Source organism: Paenibacillus sp. OSY-SE (assembly GCF_000283315.1).
Classification (GTDB): domain Bacteria; phylum Bacillota; class Bacilli; order Paenibacillales; family Paenibacillaceae; genus Paenibacillus_B; species Paenibacillus_B profundus.
The window spans coordinates 1-26,661 of sequence record NZ_ALKF01000200.1 but is presented as its reverse complement, the minus strand read 5'-3'; the positions used below and the strand labels follow the sequence as shown (position 1 = coordinate 26,661).

Sequence of the window (26,661 nt, the reverse complement as noted above, 5' to 3'; positions counted from 1 at the left end):
GATTCAATTCTCCCTTTCTCATTCATAATTGACGAATTTGTTCAAAGGACGAGCGCATCTGCTCCGAGCTCATCCATACAAGCGGGATAACTAAATATAAAAATATGAGCGCATACATCGGCGCAAAGCCGAACCACTGTCCCCAGCTTGCTTTCATTTCAATGCTGTTCTCATAATGCTGCTTCATCATTTCTTGTTCGTACATCCATTCCTGCTCCACATCATCGAATGCTTGCTGAAGCGGAATATGGTCATGTGCCAATTCTAGCTTCTCTACAAACCGGACAAAATCGGGATAGGGCACGTCAGATTTCAATTGCTGCAATGCCATTTCTGGACCACTCTCCCAGTTCATCACACAAGTTCTCAACGCTTGGCGAAAAAACATAGAACTGCGGCTCATCCATTCCACGACATGCTCTGCAGTCATCCGCTCAAATGCACGCAACAGCAGAGTCAGTGATTGAAATTGGCTTAACTCCGTCCGCATGTCTATATACTGAATGCGAATACGAATGTGAAGCATCAGCATGGAATAATGATAAGCTGCCATTCCAGCTAGGAAAGTTAGAGCGAATTCCCACCATTTCACCTGGGCATTGCGTATTTGTTCCGCATATCGAGTAAACGCAGTGCTTACTTCATTCCGTCTGCGCTCATCCCAATCAGATCGACCGGTAAGGGAGGATGAACTCCATGTATCTATCACTAAAAGATTTGGATCATCAGTTGAATTGTTATTCATCCACCGCCTGGCATCTTCGGCAGACAGACCGAACGGCACAACCCGATCCAGCAGATGATGCCATGACCATTGCGTCGATAGAGATTGAAGCATGAATAACAGTACTAATCCTGTGATAACCGTGACACAAGCGTTCAACAAACGCCGACCGTAAAAATGCTCTAAGGGCATTACCTCGTTAGCTTCATCCAGCAGCCGCTGAACCTTGCGTACTTGTATTGGATTACACCGGGATAGCCAGCGTCGCAACAACCACCTTACACCCTTGATTTCCCACAGTTGCAAAGTCCACCTCCGCTGTTCTCTCGGGTTGAACAACTTGTGCCGCCATTGCAACTGCTGCAGTAAGCGATGACAGACTATTACTGTCAAGAACACCGTAAGCTGCAACAGCCAACCAAGCTTGCTCTTATAGAACCATTCCATTGCAGGAAAATAGGACTTGGCCCATTGCTCCAACGGATCCGTAAACAAAATCGGAATTACCGCTATCGCCTTCAAACCACCAAGCAAATACTCCAGTCTGGAACGCATCACCAACTCCAGTTGCATTTCACGAACGATCATCGATATCCCTAGCAAGTAGGAAGAGCCTTCCTTTTGCGGCGGATCCCCATATTCTGCAACTAAGCGCGACAGTCCGGCAAATAGCTTAAAAAACCGGTTAGGAGCCGCTTCCTCATAAGAAGCGAGCGCTGCTTCAGGATCGGGATCGTGAACCATAATAATGAGGCGTTGCAGATGAGGTTCTATCATCGGGTCTGCGCGTTCGAGTGCTTCTTCCAAAGCAGCATCTACCATGCGATGGCGATGGTATGAATGCCTAACATCCGTAAACGCGACCGCGGCCAGCTTTAACAGCTTGAATGCAGCTCGTTGAATGACGTAATCGCGATATAGCCCCTCCGCCACGCTCAGCATAAGAATCAGCATGAACCACGACAACACATCCTGGTCAAAAGAAAGAAAGATCGCGGCGGCCAGCGCAGCAGTCATTCCGCTCCCTAGCATTACTGCAGCCGTCTTCTCCCGCAAGAGCCATTCGTCGTAGGAGTAGAATGGGGCTAATTGCAGGCGAAGCGATGCTGCTTTACGCTTTAAAAATGGCGTTCGACCGGCAACATAATAGAATTGCCGCAGCAGCTTCTTCTTATAGTAGTTCACTGTATCTGTCCAGCCACGTTGTACGGATACAGATGGACTCAACGCTTGTGATCGAGCTATACGCTGTCCAATCCCCCACAGTAAGACCCACATCATGATCGAAGTCGCCGCAACCCATATCATCCAGTTACTAGCCTGCAATCGGAAGCCCACCTTCCCGAGCAATCCACTCACGGAAACGACGCTTATCTTCTGCTGTCATTTCTTTCTCCATCGCTTCTTGCTGGTGCTTGGAGATCGGATGCACAAAGAAATAACGTCCATGTTGGTACTCCACAATGTTTCGATACTTGAATTGTTGCGTGCGAGCTGATTGGCGATGCAGTCGTTCTGAAGACATGATAAAATGTTCCCACGTTACAGGCTGCATTTGTTCGGCTGTATCCACGTCACTGCTTCCATCATCAGTGATGCGTACAGGGATACATTCCGTAATTCGTTCAATGTAACGTTTGCCGTCCGCATTGCGGCTTAAATGAACATCGAAATGGATAACGCCAGTCACCTGCTGCTCTGCAATAGATTCATTATGAAACATGCCCGTCTTCAAGAGTGAGTTGCGCAAAGAAAACACTAAGTCCGGAAATGTCTTGGCATGATGCGTGAAAATAGTAAATAAGCTGGCTACTTGTGCCATCTGTATCATCCAAGCCGCCACCGGATCCGTAGCCACTTCACCTAAAATATGAACGACCCCATCCGTCTTCTTCTGCACATCGAGCCCGGCTTGACCGGTAATTCGTTCGGTTTCCCGTAAAGTAAGCACGTTGCGCTCCGGATACAGACGTCTTAAATGAAGCTCAAACGCCTGTTCTTGCACGCGAAGCGGATAGAACGGATAAATAGCGCGTACTAACGCCATTAACAACGTCGTCTTGCCGGAACCTTGTGCACCGGTAATCGAAGTAACACGTGCCCCCTTCATTAAATATTGGAGCAGTGTGACTGGTATGTCCGCGTTTCTGTCCGTAATCAATTGCTCTAACGAGATGAACTCCGTGTCGAACTTGCGTACGAAAAAAGCCCATGATTCGGCGAACGGCGGCCGCAAAACGACAACCCTTGAGCCATCCTTCATATGATTGACACGAAATCCGTCCGCTTCCGTCAACGGTCCAGGCGATTGATATTTGTAAATATTTTGGCATACCCGCTTCAGTTCGGCCTCATTGCCGAATGAGAGGAACGCAAGCCGAATGGATTTCCCTTTGTAAAAAACCCAGACGCTATCACATGAGCGGATCGGAACCTCTGCTGTTTCTTCAGAGCGACGTTGAGTTGCCTTCGCCATGCGGCTTGAATGAACAAATCGTCCGGTCTGGTTCATAGCATCCTCAGGCACTCCGTTAACTCCCCCTGACACGCCGTCTATGCGCATATCGCGTATTTCATCAATAACGGAAAAGCCTTTATAACGCTGATACAACCGCTGCGCAACGATACGTAATCGGTCTGCCATCTGAAACTGCATTCGTTCCTGCCTAAACGCGTCGTTCAGTTCCTCTACTGTTACGACATAGCTTGATTCCTTGTCCGATTCAATCGTCACTGTTTTAAGATCGTCCCATTTGTACCGCTGAATCAGTTCATGCAGGGCATCATATTGATATCGCTGTTTGAAGGAATACAGCAGTAAATCGAATTTATCATGAGATGTCAAGCGGATCGGGTCGTCAAAAGGAATGAGCCGCTCAACATCCTCTTGGGATAGCTTGATGTGATTGCTTACAATATCGACAATCCATTCCTTAATATATTCCTTGTCCGCAGGATCCCCACTGCAGCAGCTGCGAAGCGATTTCTTCAGAGCAAGACGCCGTTGCATTTCTCGCTTGTGCTCCTCCTCGTCGGTATAGAAGTCCATGACGAGGTCATTCGTCCATACAAGAAATGTTTGTTTAATGACATTATCGAGCCGCTCCCATGACCATTCATGCAGCTGCTTTGCGAAAGGTGCAGCATTGGATTTGCGAAGAAACCGCCAGCCTAACCACATTGCACATCCGATGAGCAGAAATACGATAAGCAGCGTATTCCATCCCGTGCCACTCATCCCGACAATTCACATCCTTTCGCGCCAGATTGGCGGTGGAATCCCGATTCATCCATAATGAATTGGGACAGGCGCTGTTGCTCCGCGATAAATGAAGAGCGCTTCCCACGCCCATGCTGCATCGATTGATGCATGAACCATGCGAGCAGCCTTCCCTCATCGGCTGCGTTGCGGTATCCAGTGGAATAAGGCAGTGTGAACAACGGTGTACTTAGCTTATATTTTCGTTGCACATTAGCTGAATTCAAGCGCACATCCGCATCGTACATGCCTAACACATAGGCTGAAGCATTCATTTTCTGCATCCGGAATACGCCCTCTATCAATCGCCGAACCTGTGGCAGGACGATGAGCGTTCCAGCGAAACCTAAACCTGCGTTTACATTGTCTATTTCCGTAACAGCCACATCCTGCTCATCGATATCCCACAACACGATGTCATAATGCTTACCGGCCATCTCCATTACTCTGGACATCAGGTCGATCCTGAGCTTACTTTCATCCCCTTCGAAGCCAGGTATAATATCCAGACGATGCATAACCTGAACGGTGCAGTTGACGAACAAATCGGCATCGAGCTGCCGGTGCTCGTATAAGCGAAGCAGAGAGCTCCATCCGTTTGGAGTCTGTAATGAGGCGCCGGCAACCGGCATCGATATTACACTGGACGGGAACAACGCTTCTACGCTCTGCCCCCTCTGCTTCATGTGGACGAGCAATACGTTCACGTTATGCTGCCATGCGAGGGTCATCCCTACACATGCCGTCACCGTTGTGGCTCCGCACAAGCCTCTTCCGCTGGAACGGACTAACCAGTGTTTACATAGCGGCATAGCGATTACGCCCTTTCTTCTCAGTCCTTAAGCATCTCTTCCATACCTTGTCCGGCAATTCCCCAGTGAAACACTCTGTTAAAGCGCGCCACGCCCTCTTCGTCGAGCGCATATACGATGCCGCTTCAAATCGGCCTTCATGCTCGTGTTCCATTTGGGCGATCCAATCCTGTTCCCCCTCTGCTATGGCAATCGGCTCTCTTACCCACCGGTGTGAAAAGCCAGAATGATATAGCTCGGCAATAAATGCGGCTTCCGCATCAGGATCGACGGAACGAAGCTGAAGGGATATGAATTCTAGCGGTTCCCCATTATCATGCAGCTGAACTGTCTGCAGCCATTCGATATTTCTATATAAGGCATAACGCTCCAGCGTATGTGTCATGAACCTTATATCCGCTGCTTGCCACTGCTTCGCATTGCCAAACGTGGAACGATCCGTATCGATAATGACATCGTCATAGAAGCTCAAGTCTCCTCCCTGACGTTCCATCCCTTGTTCCATATCAGCCCAATTCACTGTATCCCCCATAACGTCAATTCCGTTCCAGTTCAAAATGGATATGTGCCGTGTTTGCTGTAATCCGGTATAGTAAGCCAATCGCTGCGTTATCGTTGCATCAACTAACAGCACTTTGCGACCTAAACGGGTCAAAAAAGTTGCTAAAGCAATCAGATGAATACTTTTGTCGCATGCGCCGATAAAAATTCCCTTTGCCAATCTTCTCCCTCCGTTATTACCTTCATATAGTTGTTGTACCCGTGCAATTATTAAGGATCATTCTCGTTCAAAAGACTTGGATTCGGAGTTACGTTAACCTCCTCATCTTCTCTCTCTGCCACTGCATCAGGTGCTGCGCCCGTTTTGCTGGAAGTGTTCCCCCTATCACTCTCCAGCCTTGCTTCACTCTTCCCCTGCTGAGCTTCAGGCAAGGTTCTTCCCAACTGCTCGTTAGAGGCTGGGGCAAGTCCAACGAACGGAGAACTTCGCTTGGATTCCGCAGCATTACCGGTGAATGGGGCGTAACCCGAGACGCTGGCCGGATTGGCATCAACCGATCCTTCCTCCGCTAGCGATGATTCGGGAGCGCGGGACATGCTTCTGATTTCGCTTCCTCCTCGATTCAACTCTAAACCGTTGGCAGCCTTCTGTTTCTCCCAACTTTTCTCCATTTGCTGCCGAACGACGCGTGCCAAGGCGGTGTCCGCCTTCTTAACGATATTTGGATTGGATGAAATCAGCTTCAGCACATCAGCATTCGCGGGATAGTTCGGCACCGCTTTCTTCTGCAGATGCGGTTCCACATAGCGGAGGGCGTAGATCTGACCACCGTTACGATAAGCGTCCACGCAAGCGCTAGAGAACATCAACCGCTCCTGCTCATCTAACTGCATCCATATCGTAGGCAGTTGAACCCTCATTATCGCTTTTTGCGTAATGACGACATAATCTTGTCCATTCGGAAAGCGAATTCGAATGTCCACGACATCGTGTTCTGTTAACAGAAGCGGTAATTGAATAACCGCCGTCTCCATCCACCGCATGTCATCTGCAAGCACCGCTTCCTCATACAGCATCGAGAACAAAATCGGCGTCTGCGCGCTAACATCGATTTTCAATACTTTTCCGACAATATCGTCCGGGTGATTCATCCTGTCTTGCGGGACGACGTCTGCAGACGCTTGAATCATCGCGATGTCTTGCGAACGAATTCGCTTGCCTGCTAACAACGGCTGCTTAAACACCCAGATAGAATCACGTTCCTTCTGCTGTTCATCTGTAAGCTCCTTCAATCGGCTTATTTTTTGTTCGTAATCCGACCTTACCGTCTCATTCCGGGCATCGTTCTTCGTCATGGCCCAGTAGTGATAAGAAGCAAAGAGAAGACTAGCTGCTACCGCCCCGCCTATACCGGAAATCAACATTTGCTTCGTTCTTCGTGTCCATCGTTTCAACTCCGCAGCACTCCTTTCTTAGATTTGCTTCCCCCTATCCATCTACTAAGCCGACGAAGCAGGTTCTGCTCTACACCCTCAAGATCTAGAATGCAATCCAACCATCGACTAGACGCTTCATCCCAAGCGAATGGATTTGCACGAACAGGAACAGACACTTCCCCGCGACAATATTGCCGCATTCTGCGCCTAGCGGACATCTCGTCACATTGATAGAGATTGGCCATGTACCAATGGCGGAACTGCCTCGATTCGAAGAAGCTGACAATCGTCTCTGATTCCATTCTTCGCCATGGCGCTTGACTTCCTATGAGAACAGGGATTTGGGCTCGCATGAATTCGTCGATTCGTTCCCCCGAACCGTAACAACCTAAATCAAGCACAATGTAATCGAATTGTCCCATTAATGCAGGCAGCAGATCCTCGCCATCATTCCAGTAAAAACAATGGAATCCATACAGCTTCGTCTTCTCTGTGATGGGGGTCAATTCATGTTCGCCTTCATAATCCGCAGCTAACGCTTTAATCGTCGATCCAGTCGTCGGATTTGCGTCCACATAAGCGATCTTGCCCAGCCTTCGCTTCCCGAGCTGATACGCGCACATTAATGAGGCATGGGTTGTTCCGAGTCCTGGCGCCGCCCCCAAAAAAGCGATAACGACGCTTGATTTACCCCGGCGGAGCGCGTGGTTGACCGATGCTGAATTCCGATACTCCTCCTTCTGGACTGAAATGTATTGCTGCAACTCACCTAACAGCTCAGTTGCCTCTTGGTAACGATCCTGCGGCTGCTTCGCCAACAGCTTCATCATGACGGAAAAGAACGATGGCGGGACATCATCTTGAAGCATATGCTCCTTCAAGCTTCGATCGCTGCGCCATATGCCTGTCGTAAGCATGTGTCCCAGCAGCGCTCCAACTCCGTACAGATCCGTTCGGGCGTCGCTTTGCTTGCCTTCATATTGCTCCGGAGCCGCGAAGCCTATCGTTCCGAGCTTCGCCGTATCCTGATCACTGGCAGCACTCACATTTCTTGCAATGCCGAAATCAATTAGCTTCACTTGGCCTTGCTTCGTAATCATAATGTTGGATGGCTTCACGTCTCGAAATACAATCGGCGGTTCTTGTTCGTGCAAGTACGATAACGTCTCGCATACCGGGATGACGAGCGCTACTGTCTCCTGAAAAGAGATGGGCTTCCTTCTCAACCGCTCCGCCAAGGTCTCTCCTTCGATGTACTCCATGACGAGATAAGCTCTTCCTCCCTCATCCGGCGGGAAGAAGTCAACAATGAGCGGGAGATGCGGATGCCGAAGCGCGGTCAGCAGCTTCGCTTCATGTATGAGCTGACGCACATCTTGCGACACTGGCTTCGATTCCTTCACCGCCCATTGCTTCCCGGCCAACCGTTCATCGTAGGCCAAATAGACGACGCTCATTCCGCCTGCACCGAGAATTCGCCCGATGCGATAGCGCTCATACAGAAGCTCCCCGGGCTGCAGATGCGCATGTAATGACTGCAAACTATCCCCCTCCAGACAACAAAAAAAGCACCCTGAAAACGAACCGCAACGGTCGTAATCAGGGTGCTTCCCTGTGTATGCATATGTTTTGATGCTATTGTAGTGGAAACGTTCACACTTGTCCAGTGTTTTTTTAAAACTTTTAGAATTCGCTTCCGATTCTACAATATTTAATGACATAAATAATATACCATTAATACAAGCTCTATCAATACTTCAGCATATAAAGTGTAATCTCGTCACGATTGTGGAACAGCTGCTTCGCGCGCAAGATCTGCATATGTTCACTGAACATCTCCGTCACATCACGTATTGTCTGCAGCGGCTTCTTGTGCATCAGCTTCACCGTTACGATTACCGTTCCTCCAGAGATAACGGAGTCAAGCAGTTGGATGACGAGCTTAGCCGTCACTTTGGGACTCCAGCTCATATCACAGACGAGCAGATCGAATTCATACGGCTCAAATGCGACCTCGCCCGCATTCTTGCCGAAGTAGCTCAGACGAGGATGGTTCATTAAGCTCGGATGCATCTTAGCTGGATCGACAGCAGTCACATGCACTCCACGCTCTAGCAGCAGACTCGTCCAACCTCCCGGTGCCGCACCGACATCGAGCGCATTCCGATACGCGGAGAACTCAAGCCCGAATGTGCGCTCTGCTTCCAACAGCTTGAATTTTGCGCGCGATACTTGACCTTCTTCACGCTGGAACCGGATGGCGCCGCCCGGCCAGTCAGAACCTGCTTGCGCAGGCGTCACAAGGCCGGCATACACCATACCCTCATGTATGAATAGAGAGATGATGAGAGATGGGTTTTGAACGGCACTAAGTGCGCCGCCCGCCTCAGCAGCAGCCCTTAATGCATCTCGCAGCGCTTTGTCCTCCGGTGCATTCGATACGCTAGAGCGTACGTGTACGGCAACATGTATATTTTCCATCGCTGCCTCTGATTGTTCAAATAGCTTGTCAACTAATAAACCTGCAGAAGCAGGCAGGTCAGCTTTCATTGAAGACTCTTCTACAACGGCATGCACAGGTTGAATATGTCTGATAAAGATAGCCGGCTGTTCCTCCAGCAGACGCAGCACCTCATGCGCATCCGCAGGCAGTTCCATCAGTGCCGTCTCACCTGACACGAGCATACGGCTTTTTAGCTGCCCGAAGCTTCTTCTCAATTCTTCCTGCGCATAAGAAATGAACCCGTGATTTGAAGTAATCACCCAATGCGAGGCTGGTTGAAAGTGTTGTTCCAAATGTATTTGATGTAATGGCTCCAAGTAGGTTAAACCTCCAACGTTAGTTCGAATTCTTGTATAACTTCATGCTCTATGCGTGCTCATGATGAACTCGAATCCACGGACGATCGTCCACCCAATCGACTTGCACCGGCAAATCGAAGGTTGCCGCGAGCAATTCCGGTGTCAGCACGTCATGCTTGCGTCCCGAAGCGACCATCCGCCCCTCATGCAGCAGAGCGACGTGCGTAAATAACGGCACGATTTCCTCTAAATGATGCGTGACGTAAATGACGCTCAGATCGCGTCCAGTCAACACCCGCAAATCCTGCAGCATCTTTTCCCTTTCATACAGATCGAGCCCTGAGCAAGGTTCATCCATAATGAGCAATTCAGGCTCTCCCATTAGAGCCCGTGCCAGCAAAATCTTCTTCCGCTCTCCTTGCGAGCATATGCCAAGCGGTTGATCGGCTAGATGGCCGATGTGAAGCTCCTCCAGCAGCGCATGAGCTTTCGCCTTCACTTCCTCAGGTATTTCCTGATAGAACCGGAGCCATGCATATGCGCCTGTAGCGACAACTTCCCACACCGGGTCGCTCAGCGTTAATTTCTCGACAAGGGATTGGCTAATATACCCGATCTTCTTGCGCACTTCCCGCACGTCACAGTGTCCATATGTATGTCCAAGCACCTCAACCATCCCTTTGGAAGGAAACTGGTAAGCGGTAATCAATTCAAGCAGCGTCGTTTTGCCCGAACCGTTGCGTCCGAGCAGCACCCAATGTTCGCCTTGTTCAATGTTCCAATTCACATCATTCAGAATAACACGTTCCTCGCGTTGAAACCAAATATTACGGAGATTAACCATCTGCTTCCCCACCTCTCAACTGTTCATAAAGATAGGATACCGAATGAAAAGCATAGATTTTGCTAGGCTCTTTACTGGCATCCGCGTTCTCCCGCTCCCAAATCAATAAGCATGGCACGCTTTCAATTTGAAATGTGTGAACAAGAGCTGGGACAAATTGAATGTGCACGGAGGCGATCGTCACTTGTGGACAGGTCTGTTCAACGATAGTCAGCATACGCTCTGCAAGTTGGCACGTTCCGCAAAATGGACTGTGCACATATAAAGCATCCCACAGCTCATTAGGATGCTTGCCCCTATCATCCCATAGCAGTTGTCGACACTCCGCCGCAGATAACGTAATCATTGCTTGTCTCGTTTCACACGTGCAAGAACATCAGGGGGCATCGGCCCATTGGCAAGCGCAACTTGTTCCGGTTTATTCTCATACAGCATTTGGTACATTCGCTGTCTTCCGATCGCGCTCGACGTGTGCAAATAGATTCCCTGCTTCGGATATAATCCACGCCGTACTATCTCACGGACAAGCTCCGTCCCGGTCGGCTCGCCCATACCCAAATCATGATCCAATGATAAAATGCCGACTTCCTCATGCTCTAATAGAAGAAGACATTCCTCCATATTACGGGCTAACACAAATCCGTCCGGACAGCGCCGCCAATCGTCCAAATAAACGTGTATCATCGTTTACCTTCTCTCCCTCCGTCCCAATTCATACGCAGCGCTTCCCACTCCGAGTCGTGTCGGCCGTTCCCGTCGCCGGGCGTCTCTAAAATAAACATTTTTCCTTGCATCTCATCTGTAGACAACAGCTGATCGAACGCTTCCATACCAATGCAGCCTTGACCCACATTGGCATGCCGATCTTTACGCGAAGCGTAGCCATCTCTTGCATCATTCAAATGAACAGCGTGAACGTGTGGCCAGTAGTCGAGAGCATTCCCTTGAGAGAGCAGCGCTTTCGTCTCTGACGGATTCCATAAGCCGCTTGCATACGCATGGCAAGTGTCAAAGCAGAAGCCGACAGCTGATGGGCGGCTGCTGAGCTTGCGAATTTGCACAAGCTCTTCCAATGTAGCTCCCATGCCTCCATGATTGCCCGCCTGGTTCTCGATGAGGAGCAGCGCTTGACCGGACCAGACGTTCAACACGGTATTCAGCGTGCGGATAATATTTTCGTAACCCCGCAGCACAGCCTTGTCCGCAGCAACACGGCTGCCTTTGTAAGCTCCGAAGTGGACCACGGCCCCTACAGATCCGCAAGCTTCCGCAATCATGAGATCATTTAACAGCGATTGTACCGTGGCCTGAAACAGCTCGGGCGACTCATCGGCATCAACGGCCAGATTGGTCGGATACGGCGTGTGTGCTACAGAGCGGATATTGTACATTTCTCCATAGTCTCGGGCGGACAATGCATCGGATTCAAATCCAGCTTTCACGGATAAGCTGCGTGGATTTTTGCTGAAATATTGATAACAGCCCAGCCCTGCTTGTTCCTGTAATTGAATCGCCTGCTTAGACGCCTGTGCATATCCTCCCCGCAATGACAGGTGACAACCATAGCACAGATCGACGGTATCGCTGCTGATTCTGTTATTGCTCATTCGGAGGAATTTCCGGTTGGCACTGCGGACAATAATAGGCAGGCCGACGCTGAATCAGCATTTCCTGTATCAATGTGCCGCAGCACGGACAAGGTTCCCCCGCCTTGCCGTGAATCGATTTATCCAGTTCTTCCCCAGCGTTTTGAGTGTCGGCAGTTAGGCACTGTACGTTCGCCGTTCCATTTTCACCCTGTTCAATCGCTCCTTGCAGCACATTTACCATAGCGTGGTACAAGCGATCCCAATCATCATCCTGAAGTAGATCCATACGGATGGATGGACGCAACCGTGCCGCAAAAGCAATATCATCGGCAAAACGGCTGTCGATGCCGACGATAATATTCGGGTTCATTAAAGCCGTTTTTAATGCGGAACGGCGCTTCGCAAAGAGCTTCTTGAATCGCTCTGGCGTCAAATGACGTGATAGCGGGTCAGGGCCTTGTTCTTTTTGCTGTTCGTCCAGCTCTTTAGCAGTAAGCCACAGAAATTGCCCTGTACGCGCACTATGAATCGTCACGATGGTATTATCGGTCGTAAGCGACAACTGCTCCTTATGGATGCCATCTGCTGTCGTTCGCACGTCTGACTGCGCTTCATCGAAACGTTGCTCCATGTGCAAATGACTTCCTTGAGCTGTGCGAAGCAGCAAACGCCGACCATCATCCAAATGAAAAATCAAATCCGTTCCTCTACGTTCAACGTACAGGATTTGACGGCCTATCACACCGTCCTTCATAGCTTCAAGCGCTGTATTTAACCAAGAATCCCGCTGTACGTGCAGATCGCGTATACGCTGTCCAACCACATGCTGCTCCAGTTGCTTGCGGTACCCTTCGATTTCCGGAATTTCCGGCATCGAGCATCTTCCTTCCTGTTCACATGATGATATATGTCGTGAATTATTGTTGGTTCACTGCGTCGATAAACCATTGACGCATTTCCTCCATGTCGTGACAGACAACATCCGGAATTACACCGGATCGTTCTTTATATTCGTCCAGATTGGATGGCGTCGTTAATCCAGTAAAGACAAGCGCTGTGCGGCAGCCAGCATTCACTCCTGCCAACATATCCGTCATCATATTATCACCAACGACAATGGCATCGGCCGCCTCACATTGCATTCGCTCCAACGCCACTTTCATAATTAACTCGCTCGGCTTGCCGATAATAATCGGTTCAACGCCTGAAGCTGCCTGCACGGCAGCACCGATCGTGCCGGCTCCGGGGGAGAATCCCCTGTCGGATGGCAGCATTACGTCAGGATTGGTTAAAATCGAAACTGCACCCTTGCGGATAGCGCAAGATGCGGCTTCGAGCTTAGCGTATGAGAACTGGTGGTCTATTCCCTGCACGACGACACCGATACATTGCTCCCACACTTCATTTACATCATCGGTCCATCGAATTCCCGCTTCGGTTAATGCTTGCTGCAAGCCTTGCTCTCCTACCATAAATACAAGTTTATCCGAATGTTTCATCTGAATATACGATGCAGCAGCTTGAGCAGACGTGAGTACATCTTGAGGATTTGCAGGTATTCCAAACCCTTGCAGCAGCTTAGCCACATCTTCCGGCGTGCGAGAAGAGTTATTCGTCACGAACAGATAAGGAACTTGCAGTTCCTGCAGCGTGGCAATCAATCGATCCGCGCCCTCCACCTTCGTGGAACCGTGATACATTGTCCCGTCCAAATCGATAAATGCACAAATACGGTGATGATTACGACTGTTCATAAATGACTTCACTTTCCTTTCTTGCCCATGGTTGACTTACTTAGCTGGGGAAGACTCGATAACATAATCAACCCAACGCTCAACTGCATATCCATCCGCAAGCGTCGGTGCTAGATCCGACCACCGTTCATCACCGGATAGGCGCAAAATAAAGTGATGCAGCGCACCGAAATGACAATCTTGAAAAATTCCCATCGTCGCCTTCTCGTCTGGCAGCAAATATAGGCTGTCCGGTTCCGGCGTCGCTTGCATGCTGCCGTTTAATAGATGGAGTGTCGGCTTTTTATCGCGTTCCAAGTCACAGGTGATGCTGCCTTTCGTACCAACGATATCGATTCGGAACGCATCGGCACCATAAGCGATTCGTGACACTTCCACAAGACCGCGCACGCCCTCTTCCATCCGGAAGTTCATTACCGCCCAATCATCGACGTGAACGTCCACCCGTTCTTCCGAACCTGCAGTTTTCAGACGGCTCGGAATGAACGTCTCTGTGCGGCCATCAATATGAGCGAACTCGCCGAACCAAAGACGAACTAAATCGAGTGCATGCACGCCGATATCGGTAATGGCCCCTCCTCCAGACAATGTATCGCTTAACCGCCAGCTGTATGGTCTATTTTCATTTAAATATCCCGAACGCATATACGCCATCTTACACTGCAGCACATCCCCGATAATGCCTTCTTGCAGCCAGGCGCGAATGCGCAGCACTGCCGGATGATAGCGGTATACAAACGCAAGCTGCTGCGGATATTGCGGCGGCACTTCTTCCAATAACGCTCCCGTAGCCTGTGCGCTCTCCGTTACTGGCTTCTCGCAATAGATCGCCTTGTTATGCTTCATCGCCATCCGGACCTGTTCGGCATGCAGCGCGTTCGGCGTGCAGATGCTCACCACATCCGTGCCCGCTTGCTGCAACGCTTCTTCCAAGGAAGAAGTCACATGTGTAAATCCGATCTGCGCGGCTTGCGCTCCGACTTGCTCCGGTCTTCGAGTGACAAGAGATGCCAGCACTGGCGTTACAGGCAACGATTTGATAATCGGCATCGTCCGCAATGCAACCATATGCGTCTTCGCTATCGTACCGAATCCGACAACGGAAAATCCAAGTGTATTCATAAAAGGCTCCACCTTTCTTTTTCCCTTCACATTTATGTAGACGCATTTTTGGGAAATGCTTAACTTTGATCCATTGTAAAGAACCGTTTCCGTGCTTGCAACACTTGTTATCATAAGTCGATTTCTTGTTTCGACGCCGTGCGACGACAGTTGTCGTCGAAATGAAGGTTCTGCGCACCATTCCACGTCGGACAACGTATGTTTTGTCAAGTCCTGCGCTTTCCCGGGAAACTATTTTGGGGAAACAAAAAGAAACGGATTGCTCCGTTTCCGCTGTATTCCCTACACGTAAGGCGGCTCCCATCCTTTCTTACTCCATCCCAACTTCGTCTTCACGACATTCAACTGCTCATCGAGTTCGACTTCCACACCAAACGGCAATCCACGCCGATGCCAGAAGCGAACATCATTCCACACGACCTTATATCCGTCCTTCCACTGCTGAGCATGCACCACGACGCGTTCGGCAAATCCGTGAAAAGCTCTCACTCCGTCCGTTGCCAGAGTGCGCTCAATGATTGGATTCAGAGAGAACGATTTCTCGTATCGGGCATGAAAATCAAAACGAAGCGGTGTGCACATGGATAAAGGAGAAGCTTGGATTACCCATCCGGTCGAATAACAATCTTCCGTCTCCACTACATATTGCCATCGGCATAGGCTAAGATCGGGAATCAGTTGATGATGCAGCGCATCTGGGAATTGCATTCGGAGCTGCTGCAGCACCCTAGAACACGTCCCCCAACGCCATAATATATAAAGGAAGGTTAAAGCGTAAGCAGCTGCAAACAGCGATGAAGCTCCTTGCCTATCAAGCCACAACCAACTGCTCAACACAGCCATATGAATACCAAACAGAACGGGATCGAACAGACAGAGCACATCTTTATGCAGCCACTTGGACGTGAAGGGAAGAGCGGCTTGAACGCCATACGCGTTTAACCAGTCTAAAACAACGTGGAACATCACCGCGATGAATGTCCACAGAGCGACTATCGGACAAGATTCCCATACGTGAAATAGGGATGACAACGGAAGCGCAATGACAAGCGGCCATATGAACCAAGCGGGAACAGCATGCGTCAAGCCTCGATGATGCCGTAAATATGCTGCATAGCTCCGCAGCCTTGTAACGGTGTCAAAGTCCGGCGCATGTGAACCGATAAGTGTCGCAGCCAGAACTGCACCGAACAGCTGCGGATGCTCCGCTATTTGAGGATGCAAGCATGCGGCGCCAGCCAACGTGACTCCGAACAATAAGTGACTTGCGGTATCCATTTTCTTCTCCTCCTCGTCTCCTCTGGTCTTCCAGAATCGGTGACTTATTTGGATAAGAAGAGGATACCTCACAATCGTTATCAGAAAGTCGGATATATATTAAGTTGTTGTAATGACCGTATGTTCATCAGCTAACACCGTATTTGGAAACACTTCCTTCGCTTCGGCAAGCAATTGCTCCATCACTTCGTCTTCTTTGTAACGCGAACTGAAGTGAGTCAGTGCAAGCTTCTTCGCATGAGCGTTCTTGGCGGCGGTTGCCGCCTGCTTTGCTGTACTGTGGCCGAAATCATGGGCATTATCCTTCTTATCCTCCAGAAATGTAGCCTCATGAACGAACAAATCCACATTGCGTGCCAGCCGGACGGCATTGTCGCATGGACGGGTATCACCCAATATCGCGACAGAGCGTCCAGGAATCGGCGCACCTACTACCGAAGCCGCGAAGACAAGCTCTCCGTTCGGCAGCTCAATATCCTCTCCTCGCTTCAGCTTGCCGTACATCGGCCCCGGTGGAATTCCTTTCTGCTGCAGCAGTTCGAACTTAAGCTTTCCTGGTCGATCTTTCTCTTGCACACGATAACCAAAGGACAGGACCCGGTGCTCAAGCGGAAGTGCGGTGACCGTGAATTGATCATCCGACCAAATTACACCCGGTTCAATTTCTTGAATGCGCAATTCATAAGGCAACTGTGTTGCGCTTACGGCGAATGTGGTATGTATGAACTTCTTTAACCCTTTCGGACCGAATACAGTCAGAGGAGTGACTCCGCCCTGATAAGCCCGGCTTGACAACAATCCAGGCAGGCCGAATAGATGGTCGCCATGCAAATGGGTAATGAAAATGAATTCACATTTGCCCAGCTTAAGAGGACTGCGGAGAACTTGATGCTGCGTTCCTTCTCCACAATCGAACATCCAGAACGAACCTCGCTCTTCATAGAGGCGCAACGCCATACTGCTGACATTCCGGCGCGTCGTCGGCATGCCGGCCCCTGTTCCCAAGAAATAGATATCCATGTCTCATTACACTTCCTAATCTATAATCTCCATTAATATTAAACTACATTAATACTGTAGCTTTGTCATTATTTCTTTAACCTCGAAATATCATTGATGAAAAAAGCCTCCGCACCACCATTTCTGTTGGTGATGCGGAGCTTTCAACGAATCTATATATATTATGCTTTATCCACGTTAAAATATTGCCCCTGAGGATGGGCGAACACCATTGCGGTTACCGATGCTTCCGGTTCCATCATACAGCCTTCTGTCAACTGCACACCGATGTCCTCTGGCTGCATCAAGCGGAAAAGCGGCTCTTGATCCTCCAGATTCGGACAGGCCGGATAACCGAAGGAAACACGTACCCCTTGGTATCTTGCTCCGAATCGTTCCTTCATCGTCATCTCTTCTGGGTCTGGAATGCCCCACACTTCGCGCATCATGTGGTGAATGCGTTCCGCGAGCCCTTCAGCAAGTTCCAAGGCAACAGCTTGCAGCGCGTGCAGGCGCAAATACTGACCTTGCTCCTTCCATTCCTCCGCACGCTCACGCACGTTTTTGCCCGCGGTGACAACGAGGAATCCGACATAGTCCATCATACCGCTATCTTTGGTTCGCAGGAAGTCGGCTAAGCACAAATACGGTTCCACCTGTTGTCTCGGGAATGTAAAGGTATGCAGAACCTCATTATTATTTTCTGGATTGTAAACATGGATCGAGTCCCCTTCGGATTGTGCTGGGAAAAAGCGATACATCGCATTCGCTTGCAGTACACCATCCTGAGCCCCTTCAACCAATATTTGATCGACTGTTTCCTTTAGCTCCACAGTCTTCGGATCTTGTTCCCGCAACCGCTGCTCCACCGATCCTTTCAGACCAAGGTGATGCCCGAGCAACATCTGCATGTTCACATATGGAACGACTTGCGGAATCGGAATATTCCGCAGTACGTGCCGTTCCAGATCCGGCGGGAGATATACGGGCGCTTCCTTGATTGCGGATCGAACCGCACGCGTCAGCTTCGGCAGCTTCGTGTGCTCCTCCTCTTCACGCGCAAGCCGTTCCTTGTGCGCACGCAATTCGCTGACGAGCCGCTGTCGTTCACTGACGTCCATTAGCTTGTTCGCCAAGTCAAGACCTTCCATCGCATCCTTCGCATACAGCACAAGGCCGTCATATTCCGGACTGATGCGATTTTTGGTAAACTTGCGCGTAAGCGCAGCTCCTCCGACCATAATCGGGACGTCGATACCGGCATTGCGCAAATCCTGGGCCGTGATGACCATCTGTTGAGCTGATTTTACGAGCAGACCTGACAGTCCAATCGCGTCCGGCTTCTCCTTGCGGTATGCTTCAATCAATTGTTCCGGCGGTACTTTGATGCCCAAATTGACGATATGATAACCATTGTTCGCAAGAATAATTTCCACAAGGTTTTTCCCGATATCATGCACATCGCCCTTGACTGTCGCCAGCAATATCTTTCCTTTGACAGCGGACTCGTTCTTCTCCATGTACGGCTCAAGGAAGGAGACCGACGCTTTCATCACTTCCGCACTTTGCAGCACCTCGGCAACGATAAGTTCATTATTGTTGAACAACCGGCCGACTTCTTCCATTCCCTTCATCAGCGGACCGTTAATGATTTGGAGTGAACTATATTTAGTTAACGCCTCGGTTAAGTCGGGAATAAGTCCTTCCTTCGTCCCTTCTACCACGTATGAAGCGAGACGCTCTTCAAGCGGCAAATTGTTGGTCTTCTCTTTCTTCTCCACCTTGCGGTTCCGGAATGCCGCTACAAAGGCAGCTAACGTGTCATCATTCGTCTCATATAAGAGTGCTTCTGCAAGCTTACGTTCATGGTCCGGTATCGAGGCGTATCGTTCAACCTTTTCTGTGTTCACGATAGCATAATCTAGTCCCGCTCTCGTACATTCGTACAAGAAGACGGAGTTCAGCACTTCACGGCCAGCTTCCGGCAGTCCGAACGATACATTGCTGACGCCTAGTACCGTTTGACAGCGCGGCAGCGCTTGTTTTATGATCCGAATTCCCTCAATCGTTTCTTTCGCAGAACCGATATATTGCTCGTCACCGGTACCTACAGGGAATACCAACGGGTCGAAAATAATATCTTCAGGCTGTATCCCGAAGTCATCTACCAATATATGATAAGATCGCTTTGCTACTTCTAACTTGTCCTCACGTGTAATCGCTTGGCCTCGTTCATCGATCGTTCCAACGACAAGAGCAGCGCCATATAGATGTACGAGCGGGACTACCTGCTCGAATTTATCTAACCCATCCTCTAAGTTAACGGAGTTAATAATCGCTTTGCCTTGCGTATGCTTCAACGCGAGCTCAAGCACTTTCGAGTCGGTCGTATCAATGACGAGCGGTACTTTCACCTTCTTCACAACTTCTTGCAAGAAGATCTCCATATCGACAGCTTCATCCCGATCAGGGTCCTGCACACAGACGTCAATGACGTGCGCGCCGCTCTTCACTTGGGCTCGGGCGATTTCCGCCGCCTCTTCAATCTTACCTTCAGCGATCAATCGTTTGAACTTGCGTGAACCGAGAACGTTCGTCCGTTCACCGACCATATATGGACGGCCTTCATTTTCAATATAGACGGTATCGATACCGGATACGGCCGGAGGATGCTCGCCATAGTTCGTACGAGGCTGATATTGGCTTAACGCCTCAGACAGCGCTCGAATATGTTCTGGTGTCGTACCGCAGCATCCGCCCGCAATGTTCAGCCAGCCCTGCTCGGCAAATGAGGCAATCTTCCGTGCCAGCGAATCCGGCGACTCATGGTAGAGTCCATTCTCGTCCGGCAGACCCGCGTTCGGGTAACAGCTCACGGCAGACTTGGCAATTGATGCTAACGTACGTAAATGGTCGCGCATGAACTCCGGACCTGTCGCACAGTTCAGACCGATCGAAATTGGCTTCAGATGCTCCAATGAAATATAAAATGATTCAATGTTCTGACCTGCGAGCGTCGTCCCCATCGGTTCAATCGTGCCGGAAATCATTAGCGGCAAAGTCTTGCCCGTCGCTTCAAAGGCCCGTTGAATCGCAATAGAACCTGCTTTCACATTGAGCGTATCTTGAGAAGTTTCTAATAGTAACGCATCCACACCCGTTTCAATGAGTGCCACAGCCTCTTCATAATAGCTGTCAATCAACATATCGAACGTGATTCCGCCTGTCACCGACAATGTCTTGGTCGTAGGTCCCATCGCGCCCGCTACATAGCGTGGCCATTCCGGCGTGCTGTATCTGGCCGCAGCTTCCACCGCGAGCTTCGCTGCTGCCACGTTCAACTCACGAGCTCGGTCTTGAAGATCATATTCGGCTAATACGACACTAGTCGCTCCGAACGTGTTGGTCTCCAAAATATCAGCGCCTGCTTCGAGGTATTGTTCGTGTATTCGTGAAATAACATCAGGACGAGTCAACACGAGCATTTCATTGCAACCATCCAAATGCTCGCCCCCGAAATCATCCGGAGTTAAGTCAGCCTGCTGGATCATCGTCCCCATGGCACCATCTAAAATGAGAATTCGTTCTTGAAGTCGTTCTTGTAAAGTTGGTTTCCTCATCCCTCTGCCCACCCTCTATATAAATGTTAGAACCTAGTTTAACAGATGTGGACCAATTAGGAAAGGATCGCATGTCCTCCATTGTAAATTGTTTCTTGCCCATTCATTTCCTCTGTAATATAATACGAAATAATAAATATCGGCAGGGAAACGAGGGATTGGCATGGCACAGATTCGAATCCGAAACACGAATGAATTGATCACTGGTGAAGAGAACGTTCGCTCTTTTTTGACCGTTCAAGGCGTATTATACGAGCATTGGGATCATAACAAATTAGACGAAGCACTTCGCGAGAAATTTGTGTTGACCGATGAAGAGAAGCAAGTCATTTTGCGTACGTATGAAGAAGAAATCCGCGACTTGGCCGCGCGCAGAGGTTATCAGACCTGGGATTTGATTTCTCTATCTGATGCTACGCCCAACATTGAGGAGCTGTTGAAGAAGTTTGAACAGCTTCATACGCATACTGAGGACGAAGTACGTGCCATCACAGCCGGCAACGGCATATTCATCATTAAAGGCAGCGATGATATAGGCTACATGGACGTAATACTTGAGGCAGGCGATGTCATTTCTGTTCCCGAAAGTAAGCCGCATTACTTTACGCTCATGGAGAACCGGCAAATCGTCGCAGTACGTTTATTTATTGAGACCGAAGGCTGGATTGCCCATCCGTTCGAGGATAACGCATTTCAGAAAGCGTAATGAACTTATCCAGCTTGTTATTCTAGGCAAAAAAAGCGGTCCTCCTTGATTAGGTGGACCGCTTTTTGTATAACAGACAACAATTCAGCCTGCCTTCATAAGACAGTCAGCGTTACATATATGTAAATATAATTGTCCGTGTGAATCATTGCAGCAGCAGCTATTTCACCTCGAATGTCTTCTTCGGCATCGAGTGCATATCACGCGCCGTCACATGTGAGATGACATTATAGGTACCTGGCTTCTCGAACGTATGCTCCATTTGATAAGTGCCATCTTCCTTTAACGTCCCTTCAGCTCTTTCATGCTCTTCGCCTTCCATCCAGTATTCAAACTCGACCTTATCCGCATCATCCACCGCCTTATCGCTCTGCGTCACACGTGCAGAAATGATAATCGATTCCTTAGCCTTAACCTCATCAGGAACTTTCAACTCCACTTTAATCAGATCAGGAATCGTGCCGTCGGCGTTGCTGCCGCCATGATCACCGTGCATCGCATCACCCGGTTGATCAGTATGCTGATCATGACCCCCGCCATTGCCGCACCCTGCCATAAGCAAAGCAGCGAAACTCAATGCGAGAACTGCTTTTTTCCACATTAATACATTCACTCCTTCAGTCCATTTCCAACTTGTCTTGTATCATTATAGACAACATTACCCATATCGTGATGACTCGATAGGGCTAATTCAGGTCAGTTTGTGTGTCGATTCAGTGACATTTGTCACATTTTACAAGAGAATACGCTAAATTAAATAAAAAAGCCTGCGATCTTCGCAGACTTCATGTGCGTAAAATGAGTACTAGTGCTTCTTCGAATCGATCTCATCGATAACGGCAAACAACTCCGACAAATGAGAAATTTCATATTCAGGATGGATGTCGCCGGTGAGCTTCACCCCTTTGCGGTTGAGCCAGGCATGGTGCATGCCGACATTGTATGCTCCTTTTATATCGGTCGTCAGCTTATCTCCGACCATGAGCCCTGCGCTTGGCGCAATATCCAACAGAGACATCGCATGTTGAAACAAGCTAATTGCCGGCTTCCCTTCTGGATAGTTACCAGAAATGACAAGGTGATCGAAGAACGGAATAATGTCTGGTACACCATCCAACTTTTCTTGCTGCAGATCGGGGGACCCGTTCGTAAGCAAAAGCAGCGGATAGCGCGTCTTCAATTTGCGAAGCACCTCATATGTCTCTTCATAGACATAAGATCTGGCTCTACGCTCTTTCATGAATTGCTTAGCCAATTCGGCACCTAGCGCCTCGTCTTCAACACCGACTGCTTTTAAGCCTTGGGTCCATGCCGACTGGCGATACATCGGCGCCAATTGTTGCAGCATGCGAAATTCCTGATGTTCACCACCCGTAAAATGTCCCCACAACGCTTCAAATGGATTGATACCGATATTTTGTGTAAAGGAATACGTTTCATAAGACGCGTACAGATCTCGGGCCGCTTGACGAACTTCTGCTTCCAATTGATCTGGAATCGCTCCCGACTTGGACTGGGCGTACTGGCATGTCGCCGCAAACGCCTCCTCCACGCTCCGCTCGTCCCATAATAACGTATCATCTAAATCAAACAGTACAGCTTGAATGGACATGTCGGATCCCTCTCTTACATTGACGTAATGCATATCAACTCTTTATCTCATCGTTACTTAACTGAACCGGTTGATTTCGATTCTTCCACGAACTCGATGCGATGCTGCTGTGCAAAGCTTTGCAGCCGTTTGCCCATCGTATCCGTATCATACCGATTCATCGTGCGTGAAAAGACCCAGCTGGAGCCCTTTCTGCTATGTTCTATAACAACATAACCAGGTTGTGCCACAATCTTCGTAATCTCTTGAGCCGGCAACGTCCGAATCCGGTTCCATTTAATCGTCGACAGCTCACCCTTGCCGATTCGGAGGAAAGGTCTTCTTAGGAAGAGAATAATCCCCAACCCCAGATAACAGAAGACCGTTACCCAATATAACGTCGGCGACTGGACATCCGTCATTGCTCCGCCAAGAAAGGCGTAGATGATAGTGAATCCTATGAGCACCATTGGCAGGATATAGCTGCGGCCTTTAAATTCTTCAAAGGCGACAGTGCTAGTCGACATCATCGATTTCCCTTGCTTCTTACGCTGCTTGTTCAGTTGTGTGCTGTTACGACGCACCTTGCGTTCCCAACTGCGAGACATGAATGTTAGCCCCCTTATTATTGCGACAATAAGACGTTGATGTACCTAATAAGCTCTTGCCTAATTGAATTTCAATATAATAATCGATGCAATTCCGGACAAAATCCGGTAATTACACCGACTTGGTCTATCGTTTACATTAATGAACAAGCCCGCCGGACCCGCCCTTTTCGCCCATTTGTTCTTCATCTTCAACAAAGCGAATCGTATCCAACTGGTTACGGACTTGCTTCCGGAATAAAGACAAATATTGCTCTCGCAGGCGCGCACGTTCCGCCAACTCCGTCTCGTTTAATCCTTCAGTTTTCTGCTTGCGGGCAAGCTCGTTTATTCGTGCGATCAATTGATCGATATTCATTGTCGTACCTCCATGTTTCTAAGCATATCTTCTACTTTGACATGGCAGGTCAAGCTTGTCAAGCAAGCGTATCGACTACAATCGCCATGGAGAAAGAATACAAAAATACATAGAAAGAGACCCATATTGAGTCTCCCGTTAAGCTTTAATATAAATGGTGAGTTATTGAATCATATTATAATCACTCTGTACAGTATGGCTAATGAACATCCCCGTATTACGAGCAGATATGTAGTGACCACTTAATATGTGATTTGATTACATCAATGGAAGAAAGACAATTCCCTATTCTAACTCCAAAGGCACAAGTATGACATCTCCCGCCAACAGCGTATGTCCTTCTATATCATTCAATACGATGATTTCATAAATGTATTGACGAATATCCATATGCTCTGGTTTGTAAGCAGCAGCAATAACCCATAAGGAATCTCCTGGCTGGACAAGCACCCGTTCCACTGCGCTCTCCATTCCTACCTGCTCCTGCACATCATCGTTCCCCCACGCTTGTACAATGCTGCCGCATGTGACGAAAAAGAGAGCGATCGTAAAGACGATAAGACGAAGTCGACGTATATGTATTGAACGACGTTGCTTTCCTCTACCATTGCTGGCAGCAGTCGATACATTATAAATTGAACGATAAGTTGTATACATCATCTATCCCATCTCCCCAAACGCTTGTTCTATTACTTTCGCAAATAATTTAACACGAACACTTGTTTGAGTCAATATATTTTTAGAACATTAGTTCTCATATCATTCGTCTTTTTCTCCTTCCTATTCACGCCCGATAAAAGAGAACGCTTAAAAAGCGCGAGTTTATGCATTTTCCTTAGAACTTATGTTTGTACGAACGGAGGTTCTATGGTATAATTTTGACAAAAGAGTATTCATTGGAGTTGATACCCTTGTCTAAAATATCCAGTCGTCAACAAGCGATTCTTGATTTTATACGCAATGAAGTTCGTGGTAAAGGTTATCCACCATCGGTTCGCGAGATTGGCGAAGCGGTTGGCTTAGCCTCCAGTTCTACAGTGCACGGTCATCTGGATCGCCTTGAGAAGAAAGGCTTCATTCGTCGCGATCCGACGAAGCCCCGTGCAATTGAACTGCTCAGCCATGAACAATCCGAGCGTACGAATGAATTCACCCAGTCTGTAGCAAGAATTCCGGTAGTGGGTAAAGTAACGGCGGGTGAACCTATTACGGCAACCGAGAATATTGAAGACTATTTCCCGTTACCTACACATATGGTCGGGGACGACGAGAACGTGTTTATGTTATCTGTCATTGGTGACAGTATGATCGAAGCCGGAATACATAACGGCGATTATGTCATTGTTCGCCAGCAGCAGACTGCTAATAACGGAGATATCGTCGTAGCGATGACGGAAAACGATGAAGCAACGGTCAAGACTTTTTATCGCGAGAAAGACCATGTCCGTCTTCAACCCGAGAACCCGACATACGAACCTATTCGTCTGAAGCATGTGACGATTTTGGGTAAGGTCATTGGTTTGTTCCGAGATTTCCATTAACAAAACACAGCCTTTGGTTCTCCTCATAGGTGAATTATCGGCTGTGTTTTTATTTTCAAAAGCTAAATTTGTTATTTCCATTTATACGCTGCTTTTCTCGCACGCCTGTTGATCTTCTTAAAACATATTCCAGTTTCAGCGTCGTATTTTTACGCTGTTCTTCCCTCTCCTATCGGCTGCCATGACAATATACGCTCCATCTTGAACGGACGCCATCCACTCGAACGCAAACAAGTCGCATGAACAGTGCCATCACTGATTTTGTGAATGATAATACGGCGCTTCGTGATGTCGCCATGTCTGTCTTCATAAATGATCTCAATTGCTCGACCAATATAATGTTCAAGAAGCATGTCACTTCACCTCCATTCAGAACGTTTGTTCTTATTATATGCGAAATTCTATTCTGTCTCCAATAGAAAAAACAACCAGCTCCCCGGGTTCGTTCAGCATCTCCTCTTGTAGCAAAGGTCCCTGTTTTAAGGCTCAGACTATTTTCATTCACTTTATAGACCAGCCACCCTGTTTCTTTCTTCAAACGTTCTGCTGCAGCGTTTTGATCGTCTGCACTAGCAAAAGCACCTGGCTTGCAACATTGCAAGAAAACTGTTATATGTATTGATGGTTACAATATGAACGGTCGTGTAAGATTTCTTTATTGCAGCAATATTTGCAGGAGGCAGTAAAAGTGAAAAGAACTTTACGTTTATTAGTGGTATTAGTCTTTTTCATTATGCTTCTTAGCGCGTGCATGGTGACTGAAGAAATAATATCTACATCTAAAAAGGCAGATACGGACCTATACTACGTTCAAATTAAAGGCACTGGCAAATTAATTGACAATTATCGCGAATACACATTAAAAGGTTGCGATATACATGGTACTGAAAAGAATATCACCTTTACAAGTTCTAAACCGAATGGAGGACCACTTAAAGAAAACGCGTTCTTGTGTCTATATATAAAGAAAAGCAAGGATGCTAGTTCTCCAGAAGTAGTTTCTTATGAAGAAGTTAAAGAAGAGCAATTACCTCAAATAGTAAAAGATAAACTTGGTATCAGATAATTGAAAAAAGTGTGAATAAAGAGCCGTAGTGAAGTGCTCCCTGTCAAGTA

General features: G+C 48.5%; 26 protein-coding genes. 3 read left to right on the top strand and 23 right to left on the bottom strand.

Features of this window, described 5'->3' with window-relative positions:
• Positions 1–22: 22 nt before the first annotated feature.
• The 17 genes from A372_RS0126115 to metH form a co-directional block, all read right to left on the bottom strand.
• On the bottom strand, positions 23–2,050 hold the full coding sequence (locus A372_RS0126115; RefSeq protein ID WP_019423878.1) for a hypothetical protein: 2,028 nt from the start codon (positions 2,048–2,050) through the stop codon (positions 23–25).
• Complete coding sequence (locus A372_RS0126110; protein WP_019423877.1) at positions 2,040–3,962, bottom strand: ATPase, T2SS/T4P/T4SS family; 1,923 nt, start codon at positions 3,960–3,962, stop codon at positions 2,040–2,042. The genes A372_RS0126115 and A372_RS0126110 overlap by 11 nt, the downstream gene beginning before the upstream one ends.
• Complete coding sequence (locus A372_RS0126105) at positions 3,959–4,732, bottom strand: hypothetical protein (protein WP_019423876.1); 774 nt, start codon at positions 4,730–4,732, stop codon at positions 3,959–3,961. The genes A372_RS0126110 and A372_RS0126105 overlap by 4 nt, the downstream gene beginning before the upstream one ends.
• A gap of 49 nt (positions 4,733–4,781) precedes the next feature.
• Positions 4,782–5,516: a ParA family protein gene (locus A372_RS0126100; RefSeq protein ID WP_019423875.1), complete on the bottom strand. Its 735-nt coding sequence runs from the start codon at positions 5,514–5,516 to the stop codon at positions 4,782–4,784.
• A 50-nt stretch (positions 5,517–5,566) separates the two neighbouring features.
• Positions 5,567–6,751, bottom strand: coding sequence for an SAF domain-containing protein (locus A372_RS0126095; protein WP_019423874.1), 1,185 nt, complete (start codon positions 6,749–6,751; stop codon positions 5,567–5,569).
• The gene (locus A372_RS0126090; RefSeq protein ID WP_019423873.1) at positions 6,748–8,274 is read right to left on the bottom strand and encodes a serine/threonine protein kinase; all 1,527 of its coding nucleotides are present in this window, start codon (positions 8,272–8,274) and stop codon (positions 6,748–6,750) included. Before A372_RS0126090 ends, A372_RS0126095 begins: the two co-directional genes overlap by 4 nt.
• A gap of 208 nt (positions 8,275–8,482) precedes the next feature.
• The gene (locus A372_RS0126085; protein WP_019423872.1) at positions 8,483–9,553 is read right to left on the bottom strand and encodes an SAM-dependent methyltransferase; all 1,071 of its coding nucleotides are present in this window, start codon (positions 9,551–9,553) and stop codon (positions 8,483–8,485) included.
• Positions 9,554–9,602: 49 nt separating this feature from the next.
• A complete protein-coding gene (locus A372_RS0126080; RefSeq protein WP_019423871.1) occupies positions 9,603–10,379 on the bottom strand; it encodes an ABC transporter ATP-binding protein in 777 nt (258 codons plus the stop codon).
• Positions 10,372–10,725: a thioredoxin family protein gene (locus tag A372_RS34755; RefSeq protein ID WP_019423870.1), complete on the bottom strand. Its 354-nt coding sequence runs from the start codon at positions 10,723–10,725 to the stop codon at positions 10,372–10,374. Before A372_RS34755 ends, A372_RS0126080 begins: the two co-directional genes overlap by 8 nt.
• Positions 10,722–11,063, bottom strand: coding sequence for a cyclic-phosphate processing receiver domain-containing protein (locus A372_RS0126070; protein ID WP_019423869.1), 342 nt, complete (start codon positions 11,061–11,063; stop codon positions 10,722–10,724). The genes A372_RS34755 and A372_RS0126070 overlap by 4 nt, the downstream gene beginning before the upstream one ends.
• Positions 11,060–11,986 carry a deoxyribonuclease IV gene (locus A372_RS0126065; protein ID WP_019423868.1) on the bottom strand — a complete coding sequence of 309 codons (927 nt, stop codon included), beginning with the start codon at positions 11,984–11,986 and terminating at the stop codon, positions 11,060–11,062. Before A372_RS0126065 ends, A372_RS0126070 begins: the two co-directional genes overlap by 4 nt.
• Positions 11,976–12,842 (bottom strand): Fpg/Nei family DNA glycosylase, encoded by an 867-nt coding sequence (locus A372_RS0126060; RefSeq protein ID WP_019423867.1) that lies wholly within the window; start codon positions 12,840–12,842, stop codon positions 11,976–11,978. The genes A372_RS0126065 and A372_RS0126060 overlap by 11 nt, the downstream gene beginning before the upstream one ends.
• A 43-nt stretch (positions 12,843–12,885) precedes the next feature.
• On the bottom strand, positions 12,886–13,722 hold the full coding sequence (locus A372_RS0126055) for an HAD-IIA family hydrolase (protein ID WP_019423866.1): 837 nt from the start codon (positions 13,720–13,722) through the stop codon (positions 12,886–12,888).
• A 36-nt stretch (positions 13,723–13,758) separates the two neighbouring features.
• Positions 13,759–14,844, bottom strand: coding sequence for a Gfo/Idh/MocA family protein (locus A372_RS0126050; RefSeq protein WP_019423865.1), 1,086 nt, complete (start codon positions 14,842–14,844; stop codon positions 13,759–13,761).
• A gap of 282 nt (positions 14,845–15,126) precedes the next feature.
• Positions 15,127–16,122: a metal-dependent hydrolase gene (locus tag A372_RS0126045; RefSeq protein ID WP_019423864.1), complete on the bottom strand. Its 996-nt coding sequence runs from the start codon at positions 16,120–16,122 to the stop codon at positions 15,127–15,129.
• Between the two features lie 99 nt (positions 16,123–16,221).
• On the bottom strand, positions 16,222–17,142 hold the full coding sequence (gene rnz, locus A372_RS0126040) for a ribonuclease Z (RefSeq protein ID WP_019423863.1): 921 nt from the start codon (positions 17,140–17,142) through the stop codon (positions 16,222–16,224).
• A gap of 161 nt (positions 17,143–17,303) precedes the next feature.
• Positions 17,304–20,741: a methionine synthase gene (gene metH, locus A372_RS0126035; RefSeq protein WP_019423862.1), complete on the bottom strand. Its 3,438-nt coding sequence runs from the start codon at positions 20,739–20,741 to the stop codon at positions 17,304–17,306.
• A 163-nt stretch (positions 20,742–20,904) separates the two neighbouring features.
• On the opposite strand from metH, the gene A372_RS0126030 reads away from it, so the two are divergent.
• Complete coding sequence (locus A372_RS0126030; protein ID WP_019423861.1) at positions 20,905–21,447, top strand: cupin domain-containing protein; 543 nt, start codon at positions 20,905–20,907, stop codon at positions 21,445–21,447.
• Between the two features lie 160 nt (positions 21,448–21,607).
• On the opposite strand, the gene A372_RS0126025 is transcribed toward A372_RS0126030, so the two are convergent.
• The 5 genes from A372_RS0126025 to A372_RS0126005 form a co-directional block, all read right to left on the bottom strand.
• Positions 21,608–22,048, bottom strand: a complete 441-nt coding sequence (locus A372_RS0126025) for a FixH family protein (protein WP_019423860.1) — start codon at positions 22,046–22,048, stop codon at positions 21,608–21,610.
• Between the two features lie 204 nt (positions 22,049–22,252).
• Entirely contained in the window at positions 22,253–23,059 is an 807-nt protein-coding gene (locus A372_RS0126020) for an HAD family hydrolase (protein WP_019423859.1), read from the bottom strand.
• Between the two features lie 53 nt (positions 23,060–23,112).
• On the bottom strand, positions 23,113–23,646 hold the full coding sequence (locus A372_RS0126015; RefSeq protein WP_019423858.1) for a hypothetical protein: 534 nt from the start codon (positions 23,644–23,646) through the stop codon (positions 23,113–23,115).
• Between the two features lie 139 nt (positions 23,647–23,785).
• Entirely contained in the window at positions 23,786–24,004 is a 219-nt protein-coding gene (locus tag A372_RS0126010) for a DUF896 domain-containing protein (RefSeq protein ID WP_019423857.1), read from the bottom strand.
• 285 nt (positions 24,005–24,289) lie between these two features.
• Complete coding sequence (locus A372_RS0126005) at positions 24,290–24,664, bottom strand: LysM peptidoglycan-binding domain-containing protein (RefSeq protein WP_019423856.1); 375 nt, start codon at positions 24,662–24,664, stop codon at positions 24,290–24,292.
• A gap of 251 nt (positions 24,665–24,915) precedes the next feature.
• On the opposite strand from A372_RS0126005, the gene lexA reads away from it, so the two are divergent.
• On the top strand, positions 24,916–25,545 hold the full coding sequence (lexA, locus tag A372_RS0126000) for a transcriptional repressor LexA (RefSeq protein WP_019423855.1): 630 nt from the start codon (positions 24,916–24,918) through the stop codon (positions 25,543–25,545).
• A 149-nt stretch (positions 25,546–25,694) separates the two neighbouring features.
• Here lexA and A372_RS0125995 read toward each other — a convergent pair whose 3' ends face one another.
• Entirely contained in the window at positions 25,695–25,898 is a 204-nt protein-coding gene (locus A372_RS0125995; protein WP_019423854.1) for a hypothetical protein, read from the bottom strand.
• Positions 25,899–26,233: 335 nt separating this feature from the next.
• Here A372_RS0125995 and A372_RS0125990 point away from each other — a divergent pair, with 335 nt between their 5' ends.
• Positions 26,234–26,611, top strand: a complete 378-nt coding sequence (locus A372_RS0125990; RefSeq protein ID WP_019423853.1) for a YxeA family protein — start codon at positions 26,234–26,236, stop codon at positions 26,609–26,611.
• Positions 26,612–26,661: the final 50 nt, after the last annotated feature.

Excerpts from the sequence above, each read along its gene's own strand:
- A372_RS0126110 (WP_019423877.1), bottom strand. The coding sequence starts at position 3,962 with ATGAGTGGCACGGGATGGAATACGCTGCTTATCGTATTTCTGCTCATC.
- A372_RS0126080 (WP_019423871.1), bottom strand. The coding sequence starts at position 10,379 with ATGGTTAATCTCCGTAATATTTGGTTTCAACGCGAGGAACGTGTTATT.
- A372_RS34755 (WP_019423870.1), bottom strand. The coding sequence starts at position 10,725 with ATGATTACGTTATCTGCGGCGGAGTGTCGACAACTGCTATGGGATGAT.
- A372_RS0126070 (WP_019423869.1), bottom strand. The coding sequence starts at position 11,063 with ATGATACACGTTTATTTGGACGATTGGCGGCGCTGTCCGGACGGATTT.
- A372_RS0126065 (WP_019423868.1), bottom strand. The coding sequence starts at position 11,986 with ATGAGCAATAACAGAATCAGCAGCGATACCGTCGATCTGTGCTATGGT.
- A372_RS0126060 (WP_019423867.1), bottom strand. The coding sequence starts at position 12,842 with ATGCCGGAAATTCCGGAAATCGAAGGGTACCGCAAGCAACTGGAGCAG.
- A372_RS0126055 (WP_019423866.1), bottom strand. The coding sequence starts at position 13,722 with ATGAACAGTCGTAATCATCACCGTATTTGTGCATTTATCGATTTGGAC.
- A372_RS0126050 (WP_019423865.1), bottom strand. The coding sequence starts at position 14,844 with ATGAATACACTTGGATTTTCCGTTGTCGGATTCGGTACGATAGCGAAG.
- A372_RS0126045 (WP_019423864.1), bottom strand. The coding sequence starts at position 16,122 with ATGGATACCGCAAGTCACTTATTGTTCGGAGTCACGTTGGCTGGCGCC.
- rnz (WP_019423863.1), bottom strand. The coding sequence starts at position 17,142 with ATGGATATCTATTTCTTGGGAACAGGGGCCGGCATGCCGACGACGCGC.
- metH (WP_019423862.1), bottom strand. The coding sequence starts at position 20,741 with ATGAGGAAACCAACTTTACAAGAACGACTTCAAGAACGAATTCTCATT.
- A372_RS0126030 (WP_019423861.1), top strand. The coding sequence starts at position 20,905 with ATGGCACAGATTCGAATCCGAAACACGAATGAATTGATCACTGGTGAA.
- A372_RS0126025 (WP_019423860.1), bottom strand. The coding sequence starts at position 22,048 with ATGTGGAAAAAAGCAGTTCTCGCATTGAGTTTCGCTGCTTTGCTTATG.
- A372_RS0126020 (WP_019423859.1), bottom strand. The coding sequence starts at position 23,059 with ATGTCCATTCAAGCTGTACTGTTTGATTTAGATGATACGTTATTATGG.
- A372_RS0126015 (WP_019423858.1), bottom strand. The coding sequence starts at position 23,646 with ATGTCTCGCAGTTGGGAACGCAAGGTGCGTCGTAACAGCACACAACTG.
- A372_RS0126010 (WP_019423857.1), bottom strand. The coding sequence starts at position 24,004 with ATGAATATCGATCAATTGATCGCACGAATAAACGAGCTTGCCCGCAAG.
- A372_RS0126005 (WP_019423856.1), bottom strand. The coding sequence starts at position 24,664 with ATGATGTATACAACTTATCGTTCAATTTATAATGTATCGACTGCTGCC.
- A372_RS0125995 (WP_019423854.1), bottom strand. The coding sequence starts at position 25,898 with ATGCTTCTTGAACATTATATTGGTCGAGCAATTGAGATCATTTATGAA.